Here is an 18,286-nt window from a genome sequence, read left to right as displayed (position 1 = left end):
GTTGAAGCTCGGGAAGCCTGAATTCAAGGCTTGGAAATCCGACCCGCGGCGCATTGCACACCTTAATGACCGGACATCGATCCGCTCCTGCGCGCCACCCGAGAGAATCACGAGAGTCCGTGAACACTGCATTCAAGTCCTATGCCCTGAAGGGCCTGCCCCTGGAGAACCGGATCGTCATGGCGCCCATGACCCGAAGCCGGGCCGCGGAGCCCGGACAGCTCCCGTCGCCGTCGATGGCCGAGTACTACGCCCAGCGCGCGGGTGCCGGCCTGATCATCACCGAGGGGACGCAACCCTCCCTGGAGGGGCAGGGGTACACCAACACCCCGGGCCTCCACAGCGCCGAACAGATCGCCGGGTGGCGCACCGTCACCGACGCGGTGCACGACGCCGGAGGCAGGATCTTCGTTCAGCTCATGCACACCGGGCGGATCGGTCATCCCAGCATCTCCCCCGATGGCAGCACCCCCTTCGGCCCCTCGGCGATCCGTGCCAAGGGTCAGGTGTTCACGCATCAGGGCCTCCAGGATCTGGTGGTTCCGCGTGAGATGACCGAGGAGGACATCCAAAGGACCATCGAAGACTTCGCCTCGGCGGCGCGAAACGCCGTCGAGGCCGGGTTCGACGGCGTCGAGATCCACGGCGCGAACGGCTACCTTTTGCACCAGTTCCTCTCCGTCAACGCCAACCAGCGCGAGGACGCCTGGGGTGGAAGCGTCGAGAACCGCCTGCGCTTCACCCTCCGGGTCACCGAGGCCGTGTCCCAGGCCATCGGCCCGGAACGGACGGGCATCCGCCTCTCCCCCGGCGCCTCCTTCAATGACATCGAGGACGATCCGGAACTGTTCCAGACCTACCTCCCCCTCGTGGAGCAGCTCGGCGAACTCGGACTCGCTTATCTCCACCTCATCGAGCAGGCCGGACGGCAGCTCACGGTCCAGCTGCGGGACGCCTGGCCCGGCACGTTCATCCTCAACCCCGACACCGGGGCGGAGACCCCGACCGATCACCGCGCCCTCAAGCTGATCAACGACGGCACTGCGGATCTGATCTCCTTCGGTGCACTCTTCCTGGCCAATCCGGACCTCCCGGAGCGCCTCGCCTCCAACGGCCCGTACAACAGCCCGGCTCGGGAGTCGTTCTTCGGCGGGGACGACCGCGGCTACCTCGACTACCCCCGGCTTGAGAACCAGGCGGAGGAAGCCCCGATGACGGCCGCGACGGTCATGGAGCAGCCCGCCGCCCCCCTCGGGCCGAGCACTCAGGAGGCAAGCCGTCCGGCGACGGAGACCCCCTCCCTGTGGCGTCGCATCCTGCTGGCGGGGGCGGCGAGCGCCGTCGTCAACACCGCGCTCTACGCTCTCGCGGTCCTCATCGGCGCCAGCATGGTCATGGCGACTCCCCAGCCGAACCGGATCCCGTGGTTCGCACCCGCCGTCGCTTCGCTCATCCCCCTTCTCATCGCCGGACTGATCGCCTGGATCGTGGTCCGGAAGCGCCCTGGAGCCAGCCGCTGGTTCGCCTGGGGCGGCCTGCTCTTCGCGGTCCTCAGCTGCGCCTCGCTCCTCTCCGCCCCGGACCCGGCCACCGGGCTCGGCCTGGCCGCAATGCACCTGGTCACCGGCGTCGCCTGGTTCCTGGCGCTGAAGGGCGCCCGGAAGACCGCCAGCTGATCATTCCGGCAGCGGAGGGCGCCTCTCACCGCGAGAGGCGCCCTCGCGCATCCACCACTTCCTCCAGTCTCGCAAAGCAAGCCGCTCGTCCGAGTTTTGCAAAAAACTATGCAGAACCATAAAACTGCACATAGAATTGCAGAAGAGATGCAGATCACACGATCTTCACCGATACCGGACACGAGGCTCAGGAGGCGGCATGGCCGAGAACGCACCCACCGGCACCCCCTCCACGGACCGTTGGCTCGGGGACGCCCTCCCCGACATCAAGCTCACCAAGGCCCAGTCCCGTGTGGTGGACGCACTGGTCGTGAACCCCAAGCTCGCCTCCTACGGTGACGTCACAGAACTCGCCGCCCGCGCCGGCGTCAACAGCTCCAGCGTGGTCCGCACCGCCCAGGCCCTGGGCTACCGCGGCTGGCCGGACCTTCAGCGCGAGCTGCGCGCCCGCTACCTGGTGCACATCTCGAACACCGCTCCCCTGACGCACCGCGTCGAGGTGCGCTCCCCCGTGCACGACTCGCTGACCCACGACATGGAGAACCTTCGGCTCGCGCTCGACAGTGTCGACCCCCAGGCCGCCGACGACGCCGTCACGGCCCTCTGCGCCGCGCGCCGCATCGCCGTCGTCGCGCAAGGCTCATACTCCGGTGCCGCCGTCGTCTTCTCCCATCTCGCCGCGACCATGGGCTATCCCGTCACCTTCGAAGGCCGCGCAGGCGTGCACCTCGCCTCACTCACCAGCTCCCTCGGGCCGGGCGATGTCCTCGTGGTGTTCCACCTCTGGCGGCCCCTCAAGCACCTCACGATCGCAGCGCAGCTCGCCCACCAGGCCGGCGCCACCGTGATCGCCGTGACGGACCTCAAGTCCACCGACCTCGCCCGGGCGAGCCACCACCTCCTGCTCGTCCCCTCGGAAGGCGTCTACGCCTTCCAATCGGCCACCGCCTCGACATCCGTGGCATACGGCCTGCTCGCCGGCATGGAAACGCGCGAACCCGAGCGCGTCAAAGCCGGCATCGAACGAACCTCCCAGTTCTGGGAGGACCTGGACCTCTACACCAACTGAGGTCCCTCGCGCCGACGGCGATTCGCCGCACGCCCTCACCCTGCCTCGCCCCGGCGTCCGCAGCCGCATCCCCTTTCCCAGGAGCACCATGCCTTCCTCAGCCGTACTCAGCGACCAGCTGAACGCTTCCCTCGCCGCCGCCCGCCCCGCCGTCCTGGAGATGGCCCGCTACATCCACGCCAATCCAGAGCTCTCCTTCGAAGAGGTCAAGGCTGCGGCCGCCATCACCTCCCTTCTGGAGCAGCACGGCTTCGCAGTGGAACGCGGCACCGGCGGCCTGGACACCGCCTTCAGCGCCAGCATCGGCTCCGGCGACCTCGTGGTGGCCATCTGTGTCGAGTACGACTGCCTGCCCGAGGTGGGCCATGCCTGCGGCCACAATCTGATCGCCGGCTCCACGGTGGGCGCCGCCCTGGCCCTGGCCCCGCTCGTCGATGAGCTCGGCATCACGCTGAAGGCCATCGGCACCCCCGCCGAGGAACACGGTGGCGGCAAGTCCCTCCTGCTGGACGCCGGCGCCTTCGACGGCGTCGGGCTCTCCCTCATGGCGCACCCCGGGCCGGAAGGCCGCACCTCCAATCCGGCAGGCACCAGCTCGCAGGCCGTGGGCCGCTTCCGCGCCACCTTCAGCGGGCAGGCCGCGCACGCCGCAGCCATGCCGCACCGCGGCATCAACGCCGCGGATGGCGCCGTGCTGAGCCAAGTCGCGGTGGGACTGCTCCGTCAGCAGCTCCCGGACGACCACCGCGTGGCCCTTTTCGTCCGCGAGGCCGGCGTGGCCACGAACATCATCCCCGATCACGCCGTCGTCGACTTCGAATGCCGGGCCTTCACTCTCCCCGAGTACGAGGCGCTCCTGACCCGCGTCCGCGCATGCTTCGAGGGCGCAGCCCTCGCGACGGGCACCGGTCTGGACATCCAGGACATCGAACCCCTCTACGAGCCGCTGGTCCAGGACCTTCAGCTCTCCGCCCACTGGAACGCCGCCTTCGGCGCCCGGGGCCACGACGTGACCCCGGCCCCGGACTCCTCCGGTGGCGGCTCCACGGACATGGGCAACATCAGCCAGGTGATCCCCAGCATCCATCCCATGTTCGCGATCCCGGGGGCCACGCTCCCCATCCACTCCGCAGGTTTCACGGCCGCCGCGGACACCCCAGAGGCCTACGAGGCCATGTTCGACGCCGCTTTCTCCCTGGCCTCCACCGTGGCCGACGCGGCGTCCGACCCCGAACAGAAGGCGCGCTTCACGGCCGCCGCCTACCACCCCTCGTCCGCAGAGGCACTCGCATGACCACCACCGCAACACCCACCCCCACCCAGACCAAGGCGCTCCCCCTTGCAGCCCTGGCTCTCGCCGTCGCCGTTGTCGCGCAGCTCATCGGCCCCCTGAAGATCCCGGTCGGCATCGGCACCCTGCTGGTCCTGCCCATGGTCTGGGGCCTCCTCATGGGCCTGGTTCTTTCCGTTCAGAAGATCAAGCCGCTTCCCGTCAAGGTTCAGCGGCTGGCCGCCGCCCTGTCCGGCGTGGCCGTGCTCGTGCTCTGCATGCGCCTCTCGGTGGACATCGGACCCAACATCCCCACGCTGCTGAAGGCCGGACCCGCTCTCCTGTTGCAGGAGGTCGGGCACCTGCTTGGCACGATCGTGCTGGCCCTGCCGCTGGCGGTGCTGCTGAAGATGGGCCGCGCAACTGTGGGAGCAACCTTCTCACTGGACCGCGAACCCGCCTTTGCGATGGTCTCCGGCCGGTTCGGCCCCAATTCCGACGAGTACCGCGGCGTGCTGGCCATGTACGTCTTCGGTACCGTGTTCGGCGCGATCTACATCAGTCTCGTGTCGTCCCTTGTCGCGAACTGGAAGATCTTCGACCCGCTCGCCCTGGCCATGGGCTCCGGAGTGGGTTCCGGTTCCATGATGGCCGCCTCCGTCGCGAGCATCACGGCCGCATATCCGGCGGACAAGTCCGCCATCGTCGGCATGGCCGCGGTGTCCAATATGATCACCAGCATGCTGGGCGTCTACGTCGGCATGTACATCGCCTTGCCCCTCGCGGACCGCGCCTACCGCCTGCTGACCCGCACCCCCGCCATCGTCGCCCAGCCGGCCGGCATCCAGTCCGCCGACGACGCCGGCAACGCCGCCTTCCGCGCGGAGGTCGCCGAGGCAGGTGCCCATGAAACCGTCTCATCGAAGGTCACGCTGTCCGCAGTCGGCGTACTCGGCCTCGTCACCGCGACCATCGCGGACCTCTCCGCAGGCAAAGGCTTCAGCGTCAGTACGCTGGTGGGCTACCTGGTGATCATGGCTCTTGTGGCGCTGAGCCAGTACCTGGGGAAGCTGAGCCGCGGGAAGGTGCAGCCCGTCATCTGGATCACGACCCTGGGGGCGTTGTTCTCCAGCCCCCTCATCCCGCCGCTCGCCGCATTCATGCACAACACTGTCGGCGCGGTGGACTTCCTGTCCATCACCACGGTCGTTCTGACCCTGGCCGGGCTGTCGCTCGGCAAGGACATCGGCTTGCTGCGCAAGATCGGCTGGAGGATCGTCCCGGTGGGCCTCGTCGCCATCACCGCCTCATTCCTCTTCGCGACGCTGATCGCCGAGTTCTCCCTGGGGCTCTGGCACTGAGAACCTCCTCCTGCCCCGCGAATCGCCCATGACTGACCACATTCCGCCAGCCGGACAAGGGCAGCCATGGGCGGTTCGCGGAGGAGGCGTTAAACGGAAGAGCCGCCGGACGACGTCGTCCGGCGGCTCTTCCTGTGATCTTGTCTTCCTGTGATCTTGCGGTTCAGGCCGTCTGAATCCGGACTGCGCGTCCTGAACGGCGACGCCACACGGTGGCCTGCCCGTTCACGCTGGGGAGGATGCTCCCCTCCGGAATGAACTGCTCGTTCTGCGGATCCTCTTCCGGGACCCAGATGCCGGAGACCGGGCAGTGAGTGCCGGTCTCCGCACTGGAAACGGTGCGTTCATGGACCAAGGCGATGCGCTTCATCGTTGAAACCCCTCGAATGTCTTGCTGTGGCGTGAAAGCTTGTCTTCAAGCCTAGAAAAACACCACTCGGACTCCCATGTGCATCTGTACAAGCATCACCCGAATCTCTGTACGCCCCTCTGGTGCGCCACACTTCTCCGAGGGCTATGTGTTGTTCATCACGTTGCAGTGGATGCCTCTCCATGAGGCCGAACGCCCTGGTCTGCAAGCCAATCGGAGTACGTTCGGGTGCCGAGGACGGCGCCGGGGCCGGGGAGCAGCGAGCCATCCCGTTGAGCCCGCCCGAGACCTCCGGGAATCGAGATCGCAGGGATCTTTCCAGCCGCCCCCTGTGCACGTGCATAGCACCTGACCATCTCCACCAGATTCTCTTCCTGCGGCCCGGCGAAATCCGGGGCCAGACCGAGCGGATCGCCTTGCGCCAGTTCCACGAGCCGCTGCCCGAGCTCTCCCGTGTCCACCGGCTGCACCCGCCCGCGCGGTGCGAGCCTCAGAGGCCCGAGGCGCAGCAGCTCATACATCTGGCGCGCGAAGTCGTGAAACTGAGTCGCCCTCTGTATCGTCCATGGCACCGGACCGGACCCGACCGCGCGTTCCTGGGCCAGCTTCGCGGCGTAATAGCCGTGCGGGGCGCGGTCGATCCCCACGATCGAGAGTGTGACATGGTGCCTGACGCCCACGGAGGCGCCGGCATCAAGCAGCACCTTGGACGTGGCCTCGAAGAACTCCGTCGCCTTCCTGCCGCTCGGACTCATCAGGTTCAGGACGTCGATGACCGCCTCCACACCATCCAGCGCGGTCCGCACCGTGCCAGGCTCCCGAACGTCGACGCCGGTGCCACGCGTGAGCGCCACCACCTCGTGGCCACCCTGCCGTGCAGCCTCGACGACGTGGCGCCCCACCGTACCGCTGGCGCCGGCAATGGCGATCTTCATGATCCCTCCGTCCCGGCGACGCCGTGCCTCGTCGCCTCTGCGGCCATTCTCCACCACCCGCCGGCACTGGATCGTTACTGAACCGCCCGGTATAGAATTCCGGTACCCGCCCGCCCGGGCGGCAACCATCTCAGGAGAATCCATGGAAACCGGCTCCCGCCACGCCACTCTGCACCGAGTCCCGGACCTGCCCCTCACCCACCATCCGCTTCCTGCCGAGCAGGTCCGCACGGGAACCCCCACGGCGGCGATCCTGGAGCTGGAAGACCTCGGCGACTGCGGCGTCGGGGTCTGGGAGATGACGCCCGGCACCGCCACCGATGTGGAGTCGGAGGAAACCTTCGTGGTGCTCAGCGGCTCGGCGAGCGTGGAGTTCCTGGACGCCGAGGGCGCCGTCGAATGCACCCTCGAGCTCGCACCGGGCGACCTGGTCCGGCTGCACGCGGGTCAGCACACCGTCTGGACGGTCCGCGAGACACTCCGCAAGGTCTACCTGAGCCTCTGAGCACTCGGCATCGCGGCATGCGACCACCTAGAATGGCAGGCATGCCCATCCCCTTCCGCCCTGAGGACCGCTGAGCGTGGCCAAGCTGTACTTCCGCTACGGAGCCATGAACTCCGGCAAGTCCACGGCCCTCCTGCAGGTGGCCTTCAACTACGAGGAACGCGGCCAACGGGTCCTGCTGGCCAAGCCCGGGGTCGACACCAAAGGGGACGGATCCATCCTGTCCCGCCTCGGAGTGACGCGGGAGGTGGACTTCGTCATCCCGCAGGGCAGCGACGTGCGGGCTCTGCTCAGGCAACAGGCCTCCGGAGACGATCCGGAAGCCCTGCTGGAGCACGTGGACATGGCACCCGTCGCCCGCCTCCTGGTGGACGAAGCACAGTTCCTCAGCCCGGAGCAGGTGGACGATCTCTTCCGGATCGCGGTCCTGGACGGCATCCCTGTCCTGGCTTACGGCATCCGGACCGATTTCCGCACCCAGGCCTTCCCGGGCGCTGCACGCCTCCTGGAGATCGCTCACTCGCTCGAGGAGCTCAAGACCATCTGCCGCTGCGGGCGCAAGGCGGTCTTCAACACCCGGATCGTCGGTGGACGCTTCATCTTCGACGGCGGTCAGGTCGCCATCGACGGCGAGGACGTCGGTTACGAGTCGCTGTGCGGCAGCTGCTATCTGGCGGAGACCGGCGGCTCACTCAATCCCTGACCCACAGGCGCCAGGATGCTGCGCGCACTTCCGAGGCGCGCAAGCAGCAGGAGCTGCTCGGTCACCCGGCGCGCACCGGCCACATCCCCTGAACGGAAGAACCTGTCCTGCGCTTCGGTCAGCCGGTCAAGCGCCTGGGACCGGGCGCCCCGGGCCAGGAAGATCTTCGCCCGGAGAAAGGCCGCGTGGGCTTCGGCGCCGTCGGGAACCGCTTCCTGCAGCAGAAAGTCATCCAGCCGTTCCTGCGCCTCCTCGTGGCGACCCTTGAGATGGAGCCACTGCGCCTCCAGGAACATGAGCCAGGAGGATGAGGAGTCGCGGCCTCTGAACGCCGTCGCCGCGAACCGTGCACGTTCCAGGCACCGCGCAGTGGCGTCATCGATCATCCCGGCATCGAGCCTGAATCTCGCCGAGCTGAGGTTGAAGTCCAGCCATTCTCCGAGATCGACCAGCGGTGAGAGTAGCGCCAAAGCCTCTTCGTGGCGTCTGACCCCGTACTCCGATCTGTTCCGCGCGAAGGCGGCATCCCCCATGGCCCGGGCGAGCCTGCCCAGGAGGTGAGCGGGCGAGCGCTGCCACTCGGTGCCCTCAAGAGTCAGGCACAGGCGCCATGCTGCCGCGGTTCTGCCGCGCTCCAGCAGGACGGCGAGCAGCGCACACATCGCCGCCAAGCGGATCGGCGAACCCGGTCCGAGAAGGGTCGCGCACTGCAGCGCCTCCCGCGCATGCCATTCCGCTTCGATGACCGCCTTCCGCGTGAGGGCGACCCTGACAGCCATTTGATGAAGCTCGGACGCAGCACCGGGCCCCCACGATCTCCGGGGATCCTCCAGAAGGGCCTTCACGCACTTGCGTGCTTCCCGATACTTTCCTGATCTGATCAGACTCTCGACGCCCATCAGACTCATTTCATGCAGCACCCCCTCGGAGGAGGTCTCCATCGCCAGATGAGCCGCCGCCCGGGAGAAGCGTTCAGCCGTCTCATGGTCTCCCAGAGCCCAGGCGGTGCGTGCCTGGAGCGCGGCCTGCGCCCCCTCCAGAGCTGCAGCTGAGGACTGAGTGTTCCAATGCTCGAGTTCCTCCCGCGGGAGCCCGAGGGCTTCCGCCAGGGCATCCAGCACGAGAGGCCCCGGTTCACGCGCACCCCGTTCCAGCATCGAAACGTGGCTGCTTGAGCACACGGGCCCGCTCAGCTGCTCCTGCGTCAGGCCACGGGCGAGGCGCTCCTCCCTCAAACGGGCCCCGAACATACTGCCCACGACGATCCTTCCTCCGTTCCGTGCCGAGGAGCGGACCGCCAGCACGCGTTCACCTCGATCATGCTTAATGTAGTACATTTGACTGAAAGTGTGCGGAATGGCACGTGAGCTCAAATATTCGGAGCGCCGAAATCCTCTGAAATGGGCAGAATTCCCTGCAACATGTGTGGCATTTCCTCCTTTTCCCACGAGTCCTTGCTAAATGTCCTACGCTTATGGGGTGCATCACCTTCATCCCACTGTCCGCAATGTCCCGCTTTCCGTTCAGATCGGTGCACAGTTGCGCGAGCAGATCGTCAACGGAACCTGGCCCATCGACACCAAAGTCCCGGGCGAGCACGAATTGATGAAGACCTTCGGGACCAGCCGGAACACGGTCAGAGAGGCCCTGAGGGCCCTGGTGCACCTCGGACTCTTGGAATCCCGCCCAGGAGACGGCACCTACGTCCGCTCAACAAGCGAACTCGGCGCCGTTCTCGGCCGCCGCATCAGTGAGGAACGCATCAACGAGGTCTTCGAGGTACGTGAGGCGCTGGAGATCCAGGCAGCCCGGCTCGCAGCCCAGAGGATCACCGAGGAGCAGCTCGAAGAACTCCGGGGATTCCTCCGCGGACGCTACGAGGGTGAGGACCTCCAGGAACGGCTCCAATCCGACGTGAAATTCCACCAGGCCGTGGTGGCGGCGTCCGGAAACCCGCTCATCACCGAGCTTCACCATGGACTCGAACCCGCCGTCATCCACGATCCGAGCAACTACTCAGGGCTGGACACTCTCGACTTCCTACGCGAGGAGCACGAGGCCATCCTCGACGCGCTCGCCAAGCACGATCCCGACGCGGCCGTCGAGGCGACCCTCAGCCTGCTCGCGGGAACCGATCGCTCCGATCCCGGCGAATAATCCGGACAGGCGGACGGCCGAACACCCGTTTTGAACTTTCAGTGTTCAAAAATGTCATTTGTCGTACAATTGATGTGTGCGTTCCGATCACATCACTCAGCGACCGGCCCTCTACCCTCCCGATTTCGCACGCCGCCTGGAACACTGGATTGATTCCGGGGTATGGCCCAGCGGCACTCCGCTCCCTACCAAGGACGAGCTGATCCGGATCTTCGGCGCCTCGGAGATCGACGATGTCCACGAAATCATCGAAGGTCTCCGCCTGCGCGGCATTCTGACCATCAGACCAGAGGACGGCCGCCTTGTGATCGCCCTTCAGGGATCCGGACCCGGCTACACGGCAGGGGACCTCGGGAATGAGCAGGGGCGCTCAGCTCTCATCGTGGAAGCCCGCCGCGCCCTCCTCAGCCAAGGCGCGAGACTCGCCGCCTCCCGAGCCACCCCGGAGGACATGAGCAAGCTGATCGAAGCGCTCCACGAGGACACGGACAGCCGAGGCCCGGTCTCCCTGAGCGGGCCCGGAGCCTTCGAACGCGAGGTGATCCTCGCCTCGGGAAACGACTTCATGCTCCGCGTTTACGAGCGGCTCTTCATTCTGGAGAACCTGAGCCTCGGGCACGACGACGACGGACGGAGCCAGGACGATCCAGCCTTTGCGCGCCGCGAACTGCTGACGGCGATCGCGGCCCGTCAGGCCGACGCGGCGGCCCGTCTCGCCGACCAGCTTCTCTGAGGTGTCACGCTGAAGAAACCCTAGGCGTCCGGGCCGAGCACCTTGGTCCGGACCCTGCTCAAAAGAACCAGTGCCGCCGACGTCGCCCGCCCGGGGTCACGGGAGCGAAGGGCGTCCAGCACGGCTTGGTGTTCGGCCTGAAGCGACTCTTCAGGGGAGGTGTCGCGAAGGCCACTGAGATCGAAGATCCTCGCCTGGTCCAAGCCTTCATACATGTCCTCAAGGAGCCGATTTCCGGTCGCTTCGACGATCAGACGGTGGAACGCGATGTCCGCACGAGTCAGCTCGGCCAGGTCCGATGCCGCACCGCGGGCCTGGAGCGCCTCGTCCAGCCGGCCCAGCTGCTCTGCCGTGATGCGCTCGGCAGCCAACGCCACGGCGCGGCTTTCCAGCGCTTCGCGGGCCTCCATGGCATGGAGGGTGCATTCATCCCGGGCACGTTCCTCCACCGCTGAGACCAGCTCGTTCGTGGCTTTCACGAACGTGCCCCGGCCGGAGCGGGCTTCCAGGAGCCCCGTGTGGACCAGCCCGCGGACCGCCTCTTTCACGGCTCCCAGAGAGGCATTGAACTCGCGAGAAAGGGCTGCGTCGTTGGGTACCTTGAAACCGACAGGCCAAGCACCCTCCAGGATCAGAGTCCGGAAGCGATCTCCCAGTTCGAGCGCACCGGGGGCATGGACTGAGGTGAGGCTCGGCACGGAAATTCCAGCTCCTCGAAGGCTAGGTCGACCCTTGCATTTTACGCTGGCGACCGGCTCCGGCGACTCCCCCGAAAGGCGTATTCTTCGCGCCCCCGTCGTCGTTCAGCTCCCAGTGGGCCTGTCCCGGCATCCGCAGGTCCCGGAAGAAGAAACGCTGCCCGGGCTGCGGCGGCAGCACGACCGGCACACCATAAACCGGGCTGAGATCCAGGACCGCCCCGGGAGCGGCGAGATGCATCCTCGCCGCGCGCAACAGGCCGAACGCGGCCGGACCCGGCTCACGGGGGACACTCCCGTAGAGGAGGGCGGCACCGGCCAGTTCGTAGTGCCAGACGGCAGCGCTCAGCAGCGCCTTCGCAATGCCCCGCCTCCTGGCTTCCGGCACCACCCTGAGGTCCATCAACCGTGGGACATCGGCCAGTCCGCTCACGAAGATCTCCTCACGGCGGGAGGCGTAACCGTGTGCGATGCGCTGCACGAAGGGGACGTCGGGACGCACCAGAGCCGCGCCCAGGAGAACCCCCTCGGCGTCGACGGCCACCAGGATCGTGGTGGTCTTCTCAACGACCGCCGACGGAATCTCCCGCCAACCTTGCGGGTGCCCGATCGCCCGGCGGAAGGCCGGAAGCCCACGTACCCTTCTTGGGATCGCCGCGCCCAGACAGTGCGCGTCGCCAAGGCCGGCCAGCCAGCCGGAGGCGTCATTTCCCAGGAGGCGGCGCAGTCCGGGCCAATCGGCCTCTCGCGGATCACGGACGACGATCGGGGCTCGGTGAGGCTCCACGGAAACCTGCCTTTTCGGACCTGGCCTGATGAAGAAGTGCGACGTATCGCACGGCCCATTCTACCAGTTGTCCTACATTTGCCGCCCGTCGGCGCTCGGCATCACGATGCGGCCGACCCAGCATCGCCCCCTGCGTCGCCCATGAGGCCCGGGAGTTCCCAATCATCGGCGCCGGGATTCTGAAGGCCCTGATAGAACAGCCGCTCACCGGGCGCGGGTGCCAGTACCGCCGGAATCCCGAAGATCCGGCTGATGTCCAGCGATACCCCGGGCGCCGTCACGCGAAAACCCGATCCGCGCAGGAATCCGCGCACCTCCTTCCCGGAGCCGGCAGGAAGCCTGCCCTGGAGCAAGGACATCCCGGACAGCCGGTAGTGCCATACCAGGGCGTTCAGCAGAGCCCGCCCCACGCCTCGCCCCCGGAAGTCCGGGTCGACGCCGACCCCGCGCAAGCGGTGGATATTGGCCAGACCCCTCAAAGTGAAGATCGGCTCCTGCGCGCCTCCGCGCGCAGCCACCGATTGGATCTCCTGCACATCAGGACTGACGACACCCACTCCGGCGACTCGATTCGTGGTGGTCACGGCGATCAGTACCGTGCTGGAGAGCATGAGGGGCGTCCCGCTGACTCCCAAGGTCCCGTGATCCTTGAGCAAGGCCTTCCGGAATGCCTTGACCCCCAGGGCTCGTCGAGGCACCGCCGAGCCGAGCCTCACATCCCCAACGCCCAGGGCCGACAGTTCGGCTTCATCCATTCCGGCGTAGCCCGCAACCCTCGCCAGCGGCCCCCATTCGCCGTCGTACGGTTCGCGGACGGTGATCATCTCACCCCGTGAACCCACGCATCTCCCTCCGCCGCATTGGCGCGTTTTCCAGCGCCCGCAGTCGTTGTCCCCAGTAGCGTAGCGAGCCAACCGGTACGCCGGCTCAATGACATGAAAATTAGTCAGTCATGACAGCAATGACAACTGATTTTCAATGATGACGCGGTGAATTCCGGGGCATGGGAGATCACTGAAGCGCGTCGAGTGAGCTCATCACCGTCTTGAGCAGGCTGCGGAGCTTCTCTGCATCTTCCAGGCCGAGGCCGACGATTTCGGCCAGGCGTCCCGGCACCTCGGCGAGGACATCCCGGAGCGTCAGGCCCTCCGGGGTCAACGAAACGAGGACCTTGCGCTCATCCTCCGGCGAACGATGCCGGCTCAGGCGCCCCGCCGCCTCCAACCGCTTGAGCAACGGGGTGAGCGTGCCACTGTCCAGACGCAGCCGCTCTCCGAGTTCGCCGACACTGAGCGGGCGCTCCTCTTTCCAGAGCGCGAGCATCACGAGATACTGCGGATAGGTGAGCCCCGATTCCGCCAGCAGCTCCCCATAGGCCCGCGTCACGGCACGCGAGGCCGCATGCAGCGGGAAGCACAGCTGCGCGTCGAGGTCGAGTTGCTCGTAGGTCATGGATCCATTCTAGTTTGCGCATTTAGATTGTGCACAATATAGTTTCGTACATGGAAACCACTGCACTGTACACCGCCACCGCCGTCGCGCACGGCGACGGTCGCAACGGCCATGTCCAATCGTCCGACGGACTCCTCGACACCCCGGTCCGCACCCCCAAGGAGCTCGGGGGCGCCGGTGGAGCGACCAATCCGGAACAGCTCTTCGCCGCCGGCTACGCCGCCTGCTTCCACTCCGCTCTCAAACTCGTGGCCGCCCAGTCGAAGCTCGACGCCGGCGAGTCCGAGGTGGTGGCGGATGTATCGCTGCACTCGCTGCCGAACGGCGGGTACGGCCTCTCGGTCCGGCTGGAGGTCGCGCTTCCCGCCCTCTCGCACGACGACGCCGAGCAGCTGATCGCCAAGGCGCATCAGGTGTGCCCGTACTCCAACGCCACACGGGGCAACATCGACGTCGAACTGTCGGTGGCCTGAGATGAGCGCCCTCGCCATCATCGGTCTCGTGCTCAGCGGCATCGCCGCACTGGTTCACGTTTACATCTTCTGGATGGAATCCATCGCCTGGACCTCCCCGAAAGCGCGCGCCGTGTTCGGAACCAGCGAGAGCGAAGCCACAGCCACCAAGGAGCTGGCCTTCAACCAAGGCTTCTACAATCTCTTCCTGGCGGTCGCGGTGGCCCTGGGCATCATCCTCATCGCCACGGGCCAGACGGCCGTCGGCACCACCCTGATCTTCACCGGCACCGGCTCCATGGTCGCGGCCAGCCTGGTTCTGCTGCTCTCCAGCCCGGACAAGGCATCGGCCGCCCTCAAGCAGGGCGTCATCCCCGCACTCGGCATCATCACCTTGCTCCTCGGCATCATCCTCTGACCCCGGAAGGAACCCCATGACCGACTTCACCACCACCGAAATCCAGCTCGCACGCCGCCCGAAGGGCTGGCCCGTCCCGGAAGACTTCCACACCGCCACCGTGGCCCATCCCGAGCTCGCCGCCGGGCAGGTCCGCGTCCGCAACGAGTTCATCTCCGTGGATCCCTACATGCGCGGCCGCATGAACGAGGGCCGCAGCTATGTCGCCCCGTATCCGCTCGGCGAGGCCGTCAAGGGCGGCGCAATCGGCCGTGTGGTGGAATCCGCATCGGAAGAACTGCCGGTGGGAACCGTGGTGCTGCATCATCATGGCTGGATGGACGGCGTCCAGGAGTCTGCGAAGACCTTCCGCGCGGTCCCGGAGATCCCTGGCCTGCCGCTCTCTCTCCGCCTGCACATCCTCGGCATGACCGGCCTGACCGCTTATGTGGGCCTCACCGAGATCGCAGCTCTCAAGGAAGGCGAGACCGTGTTCATCTCCGGCGCGGCCGGCGCCGTCGGGACCGCAGCCGGTCAGATCGCGAAGCTCCTGGGCGCCAAGCGCGTGATCGGATCCGCGGGTTCGGCCGAGAAGGTGGCCTTGCTGACCGAGAAGTACGGCTACGACGCCGCCTTCAACTACAAGGACGGAGACGTCCGCACGCAGCTCGCGGAGGCTGCTCCGGAGGGCATCGACGTCTACTTCGACAATGTCGGAGGCGACCATCTGGAAGCCGCCCTGGATGCCTTCAACGACGGCGGGCGGGCCGCGCTCTGCGGCGCGATCTCGGCCTACAACACGATGGAAGCGGCACCCGGACCGGACAATATGTCGAACATGATCACCCGTGGCCTGCGTCTCCAGGGCTTCACGCTGGGCTCCTACCTGCACCTCGGCAAGGAGTTCTCCGATCACATGAACGCGTGGTTCTCGGAGGGGAAGATCGCGTTTGACGAGACCGTCGTGGACGGAGTCGAGAACACCGTCGACGCCTTCCTGGCCATGATGAAGGGCGCCAACACGGGCAAGATGCTGGTGCGGATCTAGGCATCCACACGGGTCGCGCCCGCGCCCCAATCCGGTGTCAGGCAGTCCCCACCTCTACGCCGACCCACTCTCTACGCCGAGTCCGCTATCCAGGGCGCGAGTCCGCTGCCCCGGGTAGCGGACTCGCGCCCTGGATAGCGGACTCGGCTGCGTGAGATCAAGGTCTTGCATCCCGCGCGGTCAGGCGTCCGGCCGCATGCCCGCCCCGGCACGAGCCCAGCCCCGGCCCGAACCCCAGAGGGAGTGCAAGCCGGTGAGGATCGCCTCCAGCCCCATACTGAAGACCAGGTCCCTGGGCCTGGCCTCCTGATCCTCCACGGCCTGGGAGAAGGCGGCATAGCTACGCGCCAGCAAGGGTGAGTGCTCCGCCCCCTGAGGCTCATAAGCGTCGTCCGGCGACGGCGAGTCCAAGGCCGCACCGAAGATGAACGTCTCCAGCACACTCATCGAAGCGACAGTGCTCTCCTCCGGCCAGCCCGCCACCGCGAAACCGGCGATCACACGCTGGTACATGAGCGAACTGCGTGGCGCCTGAGCCAGCGGCACTTCCACGATCACCGGCACCAGTTCGGGCTGGCGGCGCAGTTGGTGCAGGTAACTCCAGGCCCAGCGGGCCAGCGCCTCACGGAGCGGGATGTTCCCGAAGCCTGAGACGTCCAGACCCTCGGCGAACCGCTCCTGCACGTTCGCCAGAAGACCTGCGCGGGACGGGACATGATGGTAGAGAGCGCTCACCGAAACCCCGAGCCGGAGCGCCAGGACACGCATGGTGAGACCTTTGAGGCCGGCGTCCCGGATCACGGTCAGGGTGGTGTCGAGAATGGCCTCCGCGTCCAGCACCCTCTCGCGCGGACGGCCCCGGCGACGGGCTGCGGGGATCGTCATAGGCCGATGGTATGCCAATAAATGAACGGTTGAAACACTGGAAGTCCTGAATTTTCAGCACTGAATGGTCACTAAATGAACGGCTTGGCCTTATCGCTCGCTGCGCGCTCCGCACCGTCCCTAGCATCGTCTGGCACCCTCCGGCACTATGAGCCGGATCACCGGCACAGTGTCGTGCCGCCCCAGACCGAAAGGACCGGCCGTGACTCAGACCGCCGCAACCACCCTCCAGGAGACCGCCCTTCCGACGCTTGAGCGCGACGTCGTCGTCATCGGTGCAGGCATCTCCGGCCTCATGACCGCCCGCCGCCTGAGCGAGGCGGGCCACAGCGTGGCCGTGCTGGAGGCCCGCGACCGTGTGGGCGGCCGCACCTGGTCCGAGACGATCGACGGCGAGTTCTTCGAGATCGGCGGGCAATGGGTCTCCTCCGACCAGGACGCCCTCAAGGCCCTCCTGAAGGAGCTCGGCAAGGAGACCTTCTCCCGTTACCGCGAAGGGGACTCCGTGTACATCGGCCGGGACCGCGCACGCCGGACCTTCCAAGGCGACTTCCCGGTCTCCGAGTCGACCCTGCAGGAGATCGACCGACTGGTCGCCGCCCTGGACGGGCTGTCCGCCGAGATCGACGCCGCAGCCCCCTGGAAGCACCCCCGCGCCGCCGAACTGGACTCCATCCAGTTCAACGCCTGGCTCCGCTCCCTCACGGACGACGACGAGGCGGCGCGCATCGTCGACCACTACATCGCCGCGGGCATGCTGACCAAGCACTCGCACACCTTCTCTGTGCTGCAGGCCATGCTCATGGTCGCCTCCGCGGAGAAGTTCGAGCACCTGATCGACGAGGGCATCCTCCTCGACGAGCGGGTGGTGGGCGGCATGCAGTCCGTCTCGGAGCAGATCGCCGCGGAGCTGGGTGACGACGTCGTGCGTCTCTCCACCCCGGTGCGACGCCTGGAATGGGCGTCCGACGCCGACGGCGAGCCCGGGGCGGCGACCGCCTACAGCGACCGCCTCATCGTGAAGGCGCGCTTCGCCGTCGTCGCCGTCCCGCCGAATCTGTACTCCGCCCTTGAATACGTCCCAGCGCTCCCCCGCCCGCGGCAGGTGGCACACCAGCACCAGTCCATGGGCCTGGTCATCAAGGCGCAGGCCGCATACTCCACCCCGTTCTGGCGCGAGGACGGGCTCTCGGGCACCGGCTTCGCGTCCCATGAGCGGGTCTGCGAGGTGTACGACAACACCGTGGCAGGAGACGAACACGGGATGATCGTGGGCTTCATCGTCGGCGAGCGCGCCGAGGAGACCTGGGCGCTGCCCGAGGAGGAGCGCCGTGCCGCCGTTCTGGAGTCCTTCGCCGCGTACTTCGGCGAGCAGGCGCTCGAACCGATCGCGTTCTACCTGTCCGACTGGGGTTCCGAGGAATGGACCCGCGGCGCCTACGCCAGCAGCTGGGACCTGGGCGGGCTGAGCCGCTGGGGCCACCTGCAGAACGAGCCCGTGGGCCCGGTGTTCTTCGCCAGCTCCGACATCCAGGGCGCCGGGTACATGCACGTGGACGGCGGAGTCCGCATCGGCACGGACACGGCCGCCCGCCTGGACACGGCACTCCGGGCGGCCGCGGTCCCGGCGTAACTGGGCCTGGTGCGACTGGGCCCGGCGTAACGTCTGCCCATCCGGATTCCACCGCCACCCACCGGCCGAGTCCGCTATCGGGGGGGGGGGGGGGGGGGGGCGGGGGGGGGGGGGGCCCCCCCCCCCCGGGGGGGCCCCCCCCCGCCGGGGCGGGG

Annotated in this window: 20 protein-coding genes; 12 read left to right on the top strand and 8 right to left on the bottom strand. The window is 67.1% G+C overall.

Annotation, left to right across the window (positions count from 1 at the left end; translation table 11 throughout):
• Positions 1-119 precede the first annotated feature (119 nt).
• From ACIPXZ_RS07665 to ACIPXZ_RS07650, 4 genes are all read left to right on the top strand, one after another.
• The gene (locus ACIPXZ_RS07665; RefSeq protein WP_400591895.1) at positions 120-1,676 is read left to right on the top strand and encodes a DUF6069 family protein; all 1,557 of its coding nucleotides are present in this window, start codon (positions 120-122) and stop codon (positions 1,674-1,676) included.
• Between the two features lie 199 nt (positions 1,677-1,875).
• Positions 1,876-2,745, top strand: coding sequence for a MurR/RpiR family transcriptional regulator (locus ACIPXZ_RS07660; RefSeq protein ID WP_400591893.1), 870 nt, complete (start codon positions 1,876-1,878; stop codon positions 2,743-2,745).
• Positions 2,746-2,833: 88 nt separating this feature from the next.
• Entirely contained in the window at positions 2,834-4,039 is a 1,206-nt protein-coding gene (locus ACIPXZ_RS07655; protein WP_400591891.1) for a M20 family metallopeptidase, read from the top strand.
• Complete coding sequence (locus ACIPXZ_RS07650) at positions 4,036-5,376, top strand: DUF3100 domain-containing protein (RefSeq protein WP_400591889.1); 1,341 nt, start codon at positions 4,036-4,038, stop codon at positions 5,374-5,376. Before ACIPXZ_RS07655 ends, ACIPXZ_RS07650 begins: the two co-directional genes overlap by 4 nt.
• Positions 5,377-5,539: 163 nt before the next feature.
• Here ACIPXZ_RS07650 and ACIPXZ_RS07645 read toward each other — a convergent pair whose 3' ends face one another.
• Together ACIPXZ_RS07645 and ACIPXZ_RS07640 are read right to left on the bottom strand one after the other, a co-directional pair.
• Complete coding sequence (locus ACIPXZ_RS07645; RefSeq protein WP_400591887.1) at positions 5,540-5,746, bottom strand: hypothetical protein; 207 nt, start codon at positions 5,744-5,746, stop codon at positions 5,540-5,542.
• A gap of 158 nt (positions 5,747-5,904) precedes the next feature.
• A complete protein-coding gene (locus tag ACIPXZ_RS07640; RefSeq protein WP_400591886.1) occupies positions 5,905-6,681 on the bottom strand; it encodes an SDR family oxidoreductase in 777 nt (258 codons plus the stop codon).
• 142 nt (positions 6,682-6,823) lie between these two features.
• On the opposite strand from ACIPXZ_RS07640, the gene ACIPXZ_RS07635 reads away from it, so the two are divergent.
• Together ACIPXZ_RS07635 and ACIPXZ_RS07630 are read left to right on the top strand one after the other, a co-directional pair.
• Entirely contained in the window at positions 6,824-7,186 is a 363-nt protein-coding gene (locus tag ACIPXZ_RS07635) for a cupin domain-containing protein (protein WP_400591884.1), read from the top strand.
• Between the two features lie 76 nt (positions 7,187-7,262).
• Positions 7,263-7,889, top strand: a complete 627-nt coding sequence (locus tag ACIPXZ_RS07630; RefSeq protein ID WP_400591882.1) for a thymidine kinase — start codon at positions 7,263-7,265, stop codon at positions 7,887-7,889.
• Here ACIPXZ_RS07630 and ACIPXZ_RS07625 read toward each other — a convergent pair.
• A complete protein-coding gene (locus tag ACIPXZ_RS07625) occupies positions 7,853-9,139 on the bottom strand; it encodes a helix-turn-helix domain-containing protein (protein WP_400591983.1) in 1,287 nt (428 codons plus the stop codon). The two genes, ACIPXZ_RS07630 and ACIPXZ_RS07625, sit on opposite strands and share 37 nt — an antisense overlap.
• Before the next feature lie 229 nt (positions 9,140-9,368).
• On the opposite strand from ACIPXZ_RS07625, the gene ACIPXZ_RS07620 reads away from it, so the two are divergent.
• Complete coding sequence (locus ACIPXZ_RS07620) at positions 9,369-10,046, top strand: FadR/GntR family transcriptional regulator (protein WP_400591880.1); 678 nt, start codon at positions 9,369-9,371, stop codon at positions 10,044-10,046.
• A 76-nt stretch (positions 10,047-10,122) separates the two neighbouring features.
• Entirely contained in the window at positions 10,123-10,779 is a 657-nt protein-coding gene (locus ACIPXZ_RS07615; RefSeq protein ID WP_400591878.1) for a FadR/GntR family transcriptional regulator, read from the top strand.
• A gap of 20 nt (positions 10,780-10,799) precedes the next feature.
• Here ACIPXZ_RS07615 and ACIPXZ_RS07610 read toward each other — a convergent pair whose 3' ends face one another.
• From ACIPXZ_RS07610 to ACIPXZ_RS07595, 4 genes are all read right to left on the bottom strand, one after another.
• Positions 10,800-11,477: a FadR/GntR family transcriptional regulator gene (locus ACIPXZ_RS07610; RefSeq protein ID WP_400591876.1), complete on the bottom strand. Its 678-nt coding sequence runs from the start codon at positions 11,475-11,477 to the stop codon at positions 10,800-10,802.
• 22 nt (positions 11,478-11,499) lie between these two features.
• Positions 11,500-12,264, bottom strand: a complete 765-nt coding sequence (locus ACIPXZ_RS07605) for a hypothetical protein (protein WP_400591874.1) — start codon at positions 12,262-12,264, stop codon at positions 11,500-11,502.
• Positions 12,265-12,365: 101 nt separating this feature from the next.
• A complete protein-coding gene (locus ACIPXZ_RS07600) occupies positions 12,366-13,088 on the bottom strand; it encodes a GNAT family N-acetyltransferase (RefSeq protein ID WP_400591873.1) in 723 nt (240 codons plus the stop codon).
• 187 nt (positions 13,089-13,275) lie between these two features.
• Complete coding sequence (locus tag ACIPXZ_RS07595; RefSeq protein WP_400591871.1) at positions 13,276-13,716, bottom strand: MarR family winged helix-turn-helix transcriptional regulator; 441 nt, start codon at positions 13,714-13,716, stop codon at positions 13,276-13,278.
• Positions 13,717-13,766: 50 nt separating this feature from the next.
• On the opposite strand from ACIPXZ_RS07595, the gene ACIPXZ_RS07590 reads away from it, so the two are divergent.
• From ACIPXZ_RS07590 to ACIPXZ_RS07580, 3 genes are read left to right on the top strand one after another with little or no spacing between them, the layout of a single operon-like run.
• On the top strand, positions 13,767-14,189 hold the full coding sequence (locus ACIPXZ_RS07590; protein WP_400591869.1) for an organic hydroperoxide resistance protein: 423 nt from the start codon (positions 13,767-13,769) through the stop codon (positions 14,187-14,189).
• A gap of 1 nt (position 14,190) precedes the next feature.
• The gene (locus ACIPXZ_RS07585) at positions 14,191-14,586 is read left to right on the top strand and encodes a DUF1304 domain-containing protein (RefSeq protein WP_400591867.1); all 396 of its coding nucleotides are present in this window, start codon (positions 14,191-14,193) and stop codon (positions 14,584-14,586) included.
• A 16-nt stretch (positions 14,587-14,602) separates the two neighbouring features.
• Positions 14,603-15,613: an NADP-dependent oxidoreductase gene (locus tag ACIPXZ_RS07580; RefSeq protein WP_400591865.1), complete on the top strand. Its 1,011-nt coding sequence runs from the start codon at positions 14,603-14,605 to the stop codon at positions 15,611-15,613.
• Between the two features lie 180 nt (positions 15,614-15,793).
• Here ACIPXZ_RS07580 and ACIPXZ_RS07575 read toward each other — a convergent pair whose 3' ends face one another.
• Complete coding sequence (locus tag ACIPXZ_RS07575) at positions 15,794-16,498, bottom strand: TetR/AcrR family transcriptional regulator (RefSeq protein ID WP_400591863.1); 705 nt, start codon at positions 16,496-16,498, stop codon at positions 15,794-15,796.
• Between the two features lie 295 nt (positions 16,499-16,793).
• Between ACIPXZ_RS07575 and ACIPXZ_RS07570 the strand changes: the two genes are divergently transcribed.
• Complete coding sequence (locus ACIPXZ_RS07570) at positions 16,794-18,131, top strand: flavin monoamine oxidase family protein (protein WP_400591981.1); 1,338 nt, start codon at positions 16,794-16,796, stop codon at positions 18,129-18,131.
• Positions 18,132-18,286 lie beyond the last annotated feature (155 nt).

It is taken from the genome of Arthrobacter sp. NPDC090010 (assembly GCF_044748305.1).
In the GTDB taxonomy this organism is placed as follows: Bacteria; Actinomycetota; Actinomycetes; order Actinomycetales; family Micrococcaceae; genus Arthrobacter_E.
This window is presented reverse-complemented; position numbering and strand designations above follow the sequence as displayed.

What these genes read in the sequence shown, in the direction of transcription:
- ACIPXZ_RS07580 (WP_400591865.1), top strand. Translation starts at nt 14,603, where the DNA reads ATGACCGACTTCACCACCACCGAAATCCAGCTCGCACGCCGCCCGAAG.
- ACIPXZ_RS07650 (WP_400591889.1), top strand. Translation starts at nt 4,036, where the DNA reads ATGACCACCACCGCAACACCCACCCCCACCCAGACCAAGGCGCTCCCC.
- ACIPXZ_RS07635 (WP_400591884.1), top strand. Translation starts at nt 6,824, where the DNA reads ATGGAAACCGGCTCCCGCCACGCCACTCTGCACCGAGTCCCGGACCTG.
- ACIPXZ_RS07660 (WP_400591893.1), top strand. Translation starts at nt 1,876, where the DNA reads ATGGCCGAGAACGCACCCACCGGCACCCCCTCCACGGACCGTTGGCTC.
- ACIPXZ_RS07585 (WP_400591867.1), top strand. Translation starts at nt 14,191, where the DNA reads ATGAGCGCCCTCGCCATCATCGGTCTCGTGCTCAGCGGCATCGCCGCA.
- ACIPXZ_RS07590 (WP_400591869.1), top strand. Translation starts at nt 13,767, where the DNA reads ATGGAAACCACTGCACTGTACACCGCCACCGCCGTCGCGCACGGCGAC.
- ACIPXZ_RS07570 (WP_400591981.1), top strand. Translation starts at nt 16,794, where the DNA reads ATGACCGCCCGCCGCCTGAGCGAGGCGGGCCACAGCGTGGCCGTGCTG.
- ACIPXZ_RS07625 (WP_400591983.1), bottom strand. Translation starts at nt 9,139, where the DNA reads ATGTTCGGGGCCCGTTTGAGGGAGGAGCGCCTCGCCCGTGGCCTGACG.
- ACIPXZ_RS07600 (WP_400591873.1), bottom strand. Translation starts at nt 13,088, where the DNA reads ATGATCACCGTCCGCGAACCGTACGACGGCGAATGGGGGCCGCTGGCG.
- ACIPXZ_RS07595 (WP_400591871.1), bottom strand. Translation starts at nt 13,716, where the DNA reads ATGACCTACGAGCAACTCGACCTCGACGCGCAGCTGTGCTTCCCGCTG.
- ACIPXZ_RS07645 (WP_400591887.1), bottom strand. Translation starts at nt 5,746, where the DNA reads ATGAAGCGCATCGCCTTGGTCCATGAACGCACCGTTTCCAGTGCGGAG.
- ACIPXZ_RS07575 (WP_400591863.1), bottom strand. Translation starts at nt 16,498, where the DNA reads ATGACGATCCCCGCAGCCCGTCGCCGGGGCCGTCCGCGCGAGAGGGTG.
- ACIPXZ_RS07640 (WP_400591886.1), bottom strand. Translation starts at nt 6,681, where the DNA reads ATGAAGATCGCCATTGCCGGCGCCAGCGGTACGGTGGGGCGCCACGTC.
- ACIPXZ_RS07655 (WP_400591891.1), top strand. Translation starts at nt 2,834, where the DNA reads ATGCCTTCCTCAGCCGTACTCAGCGACCAGCTGAACGCTTCCCTCGCC.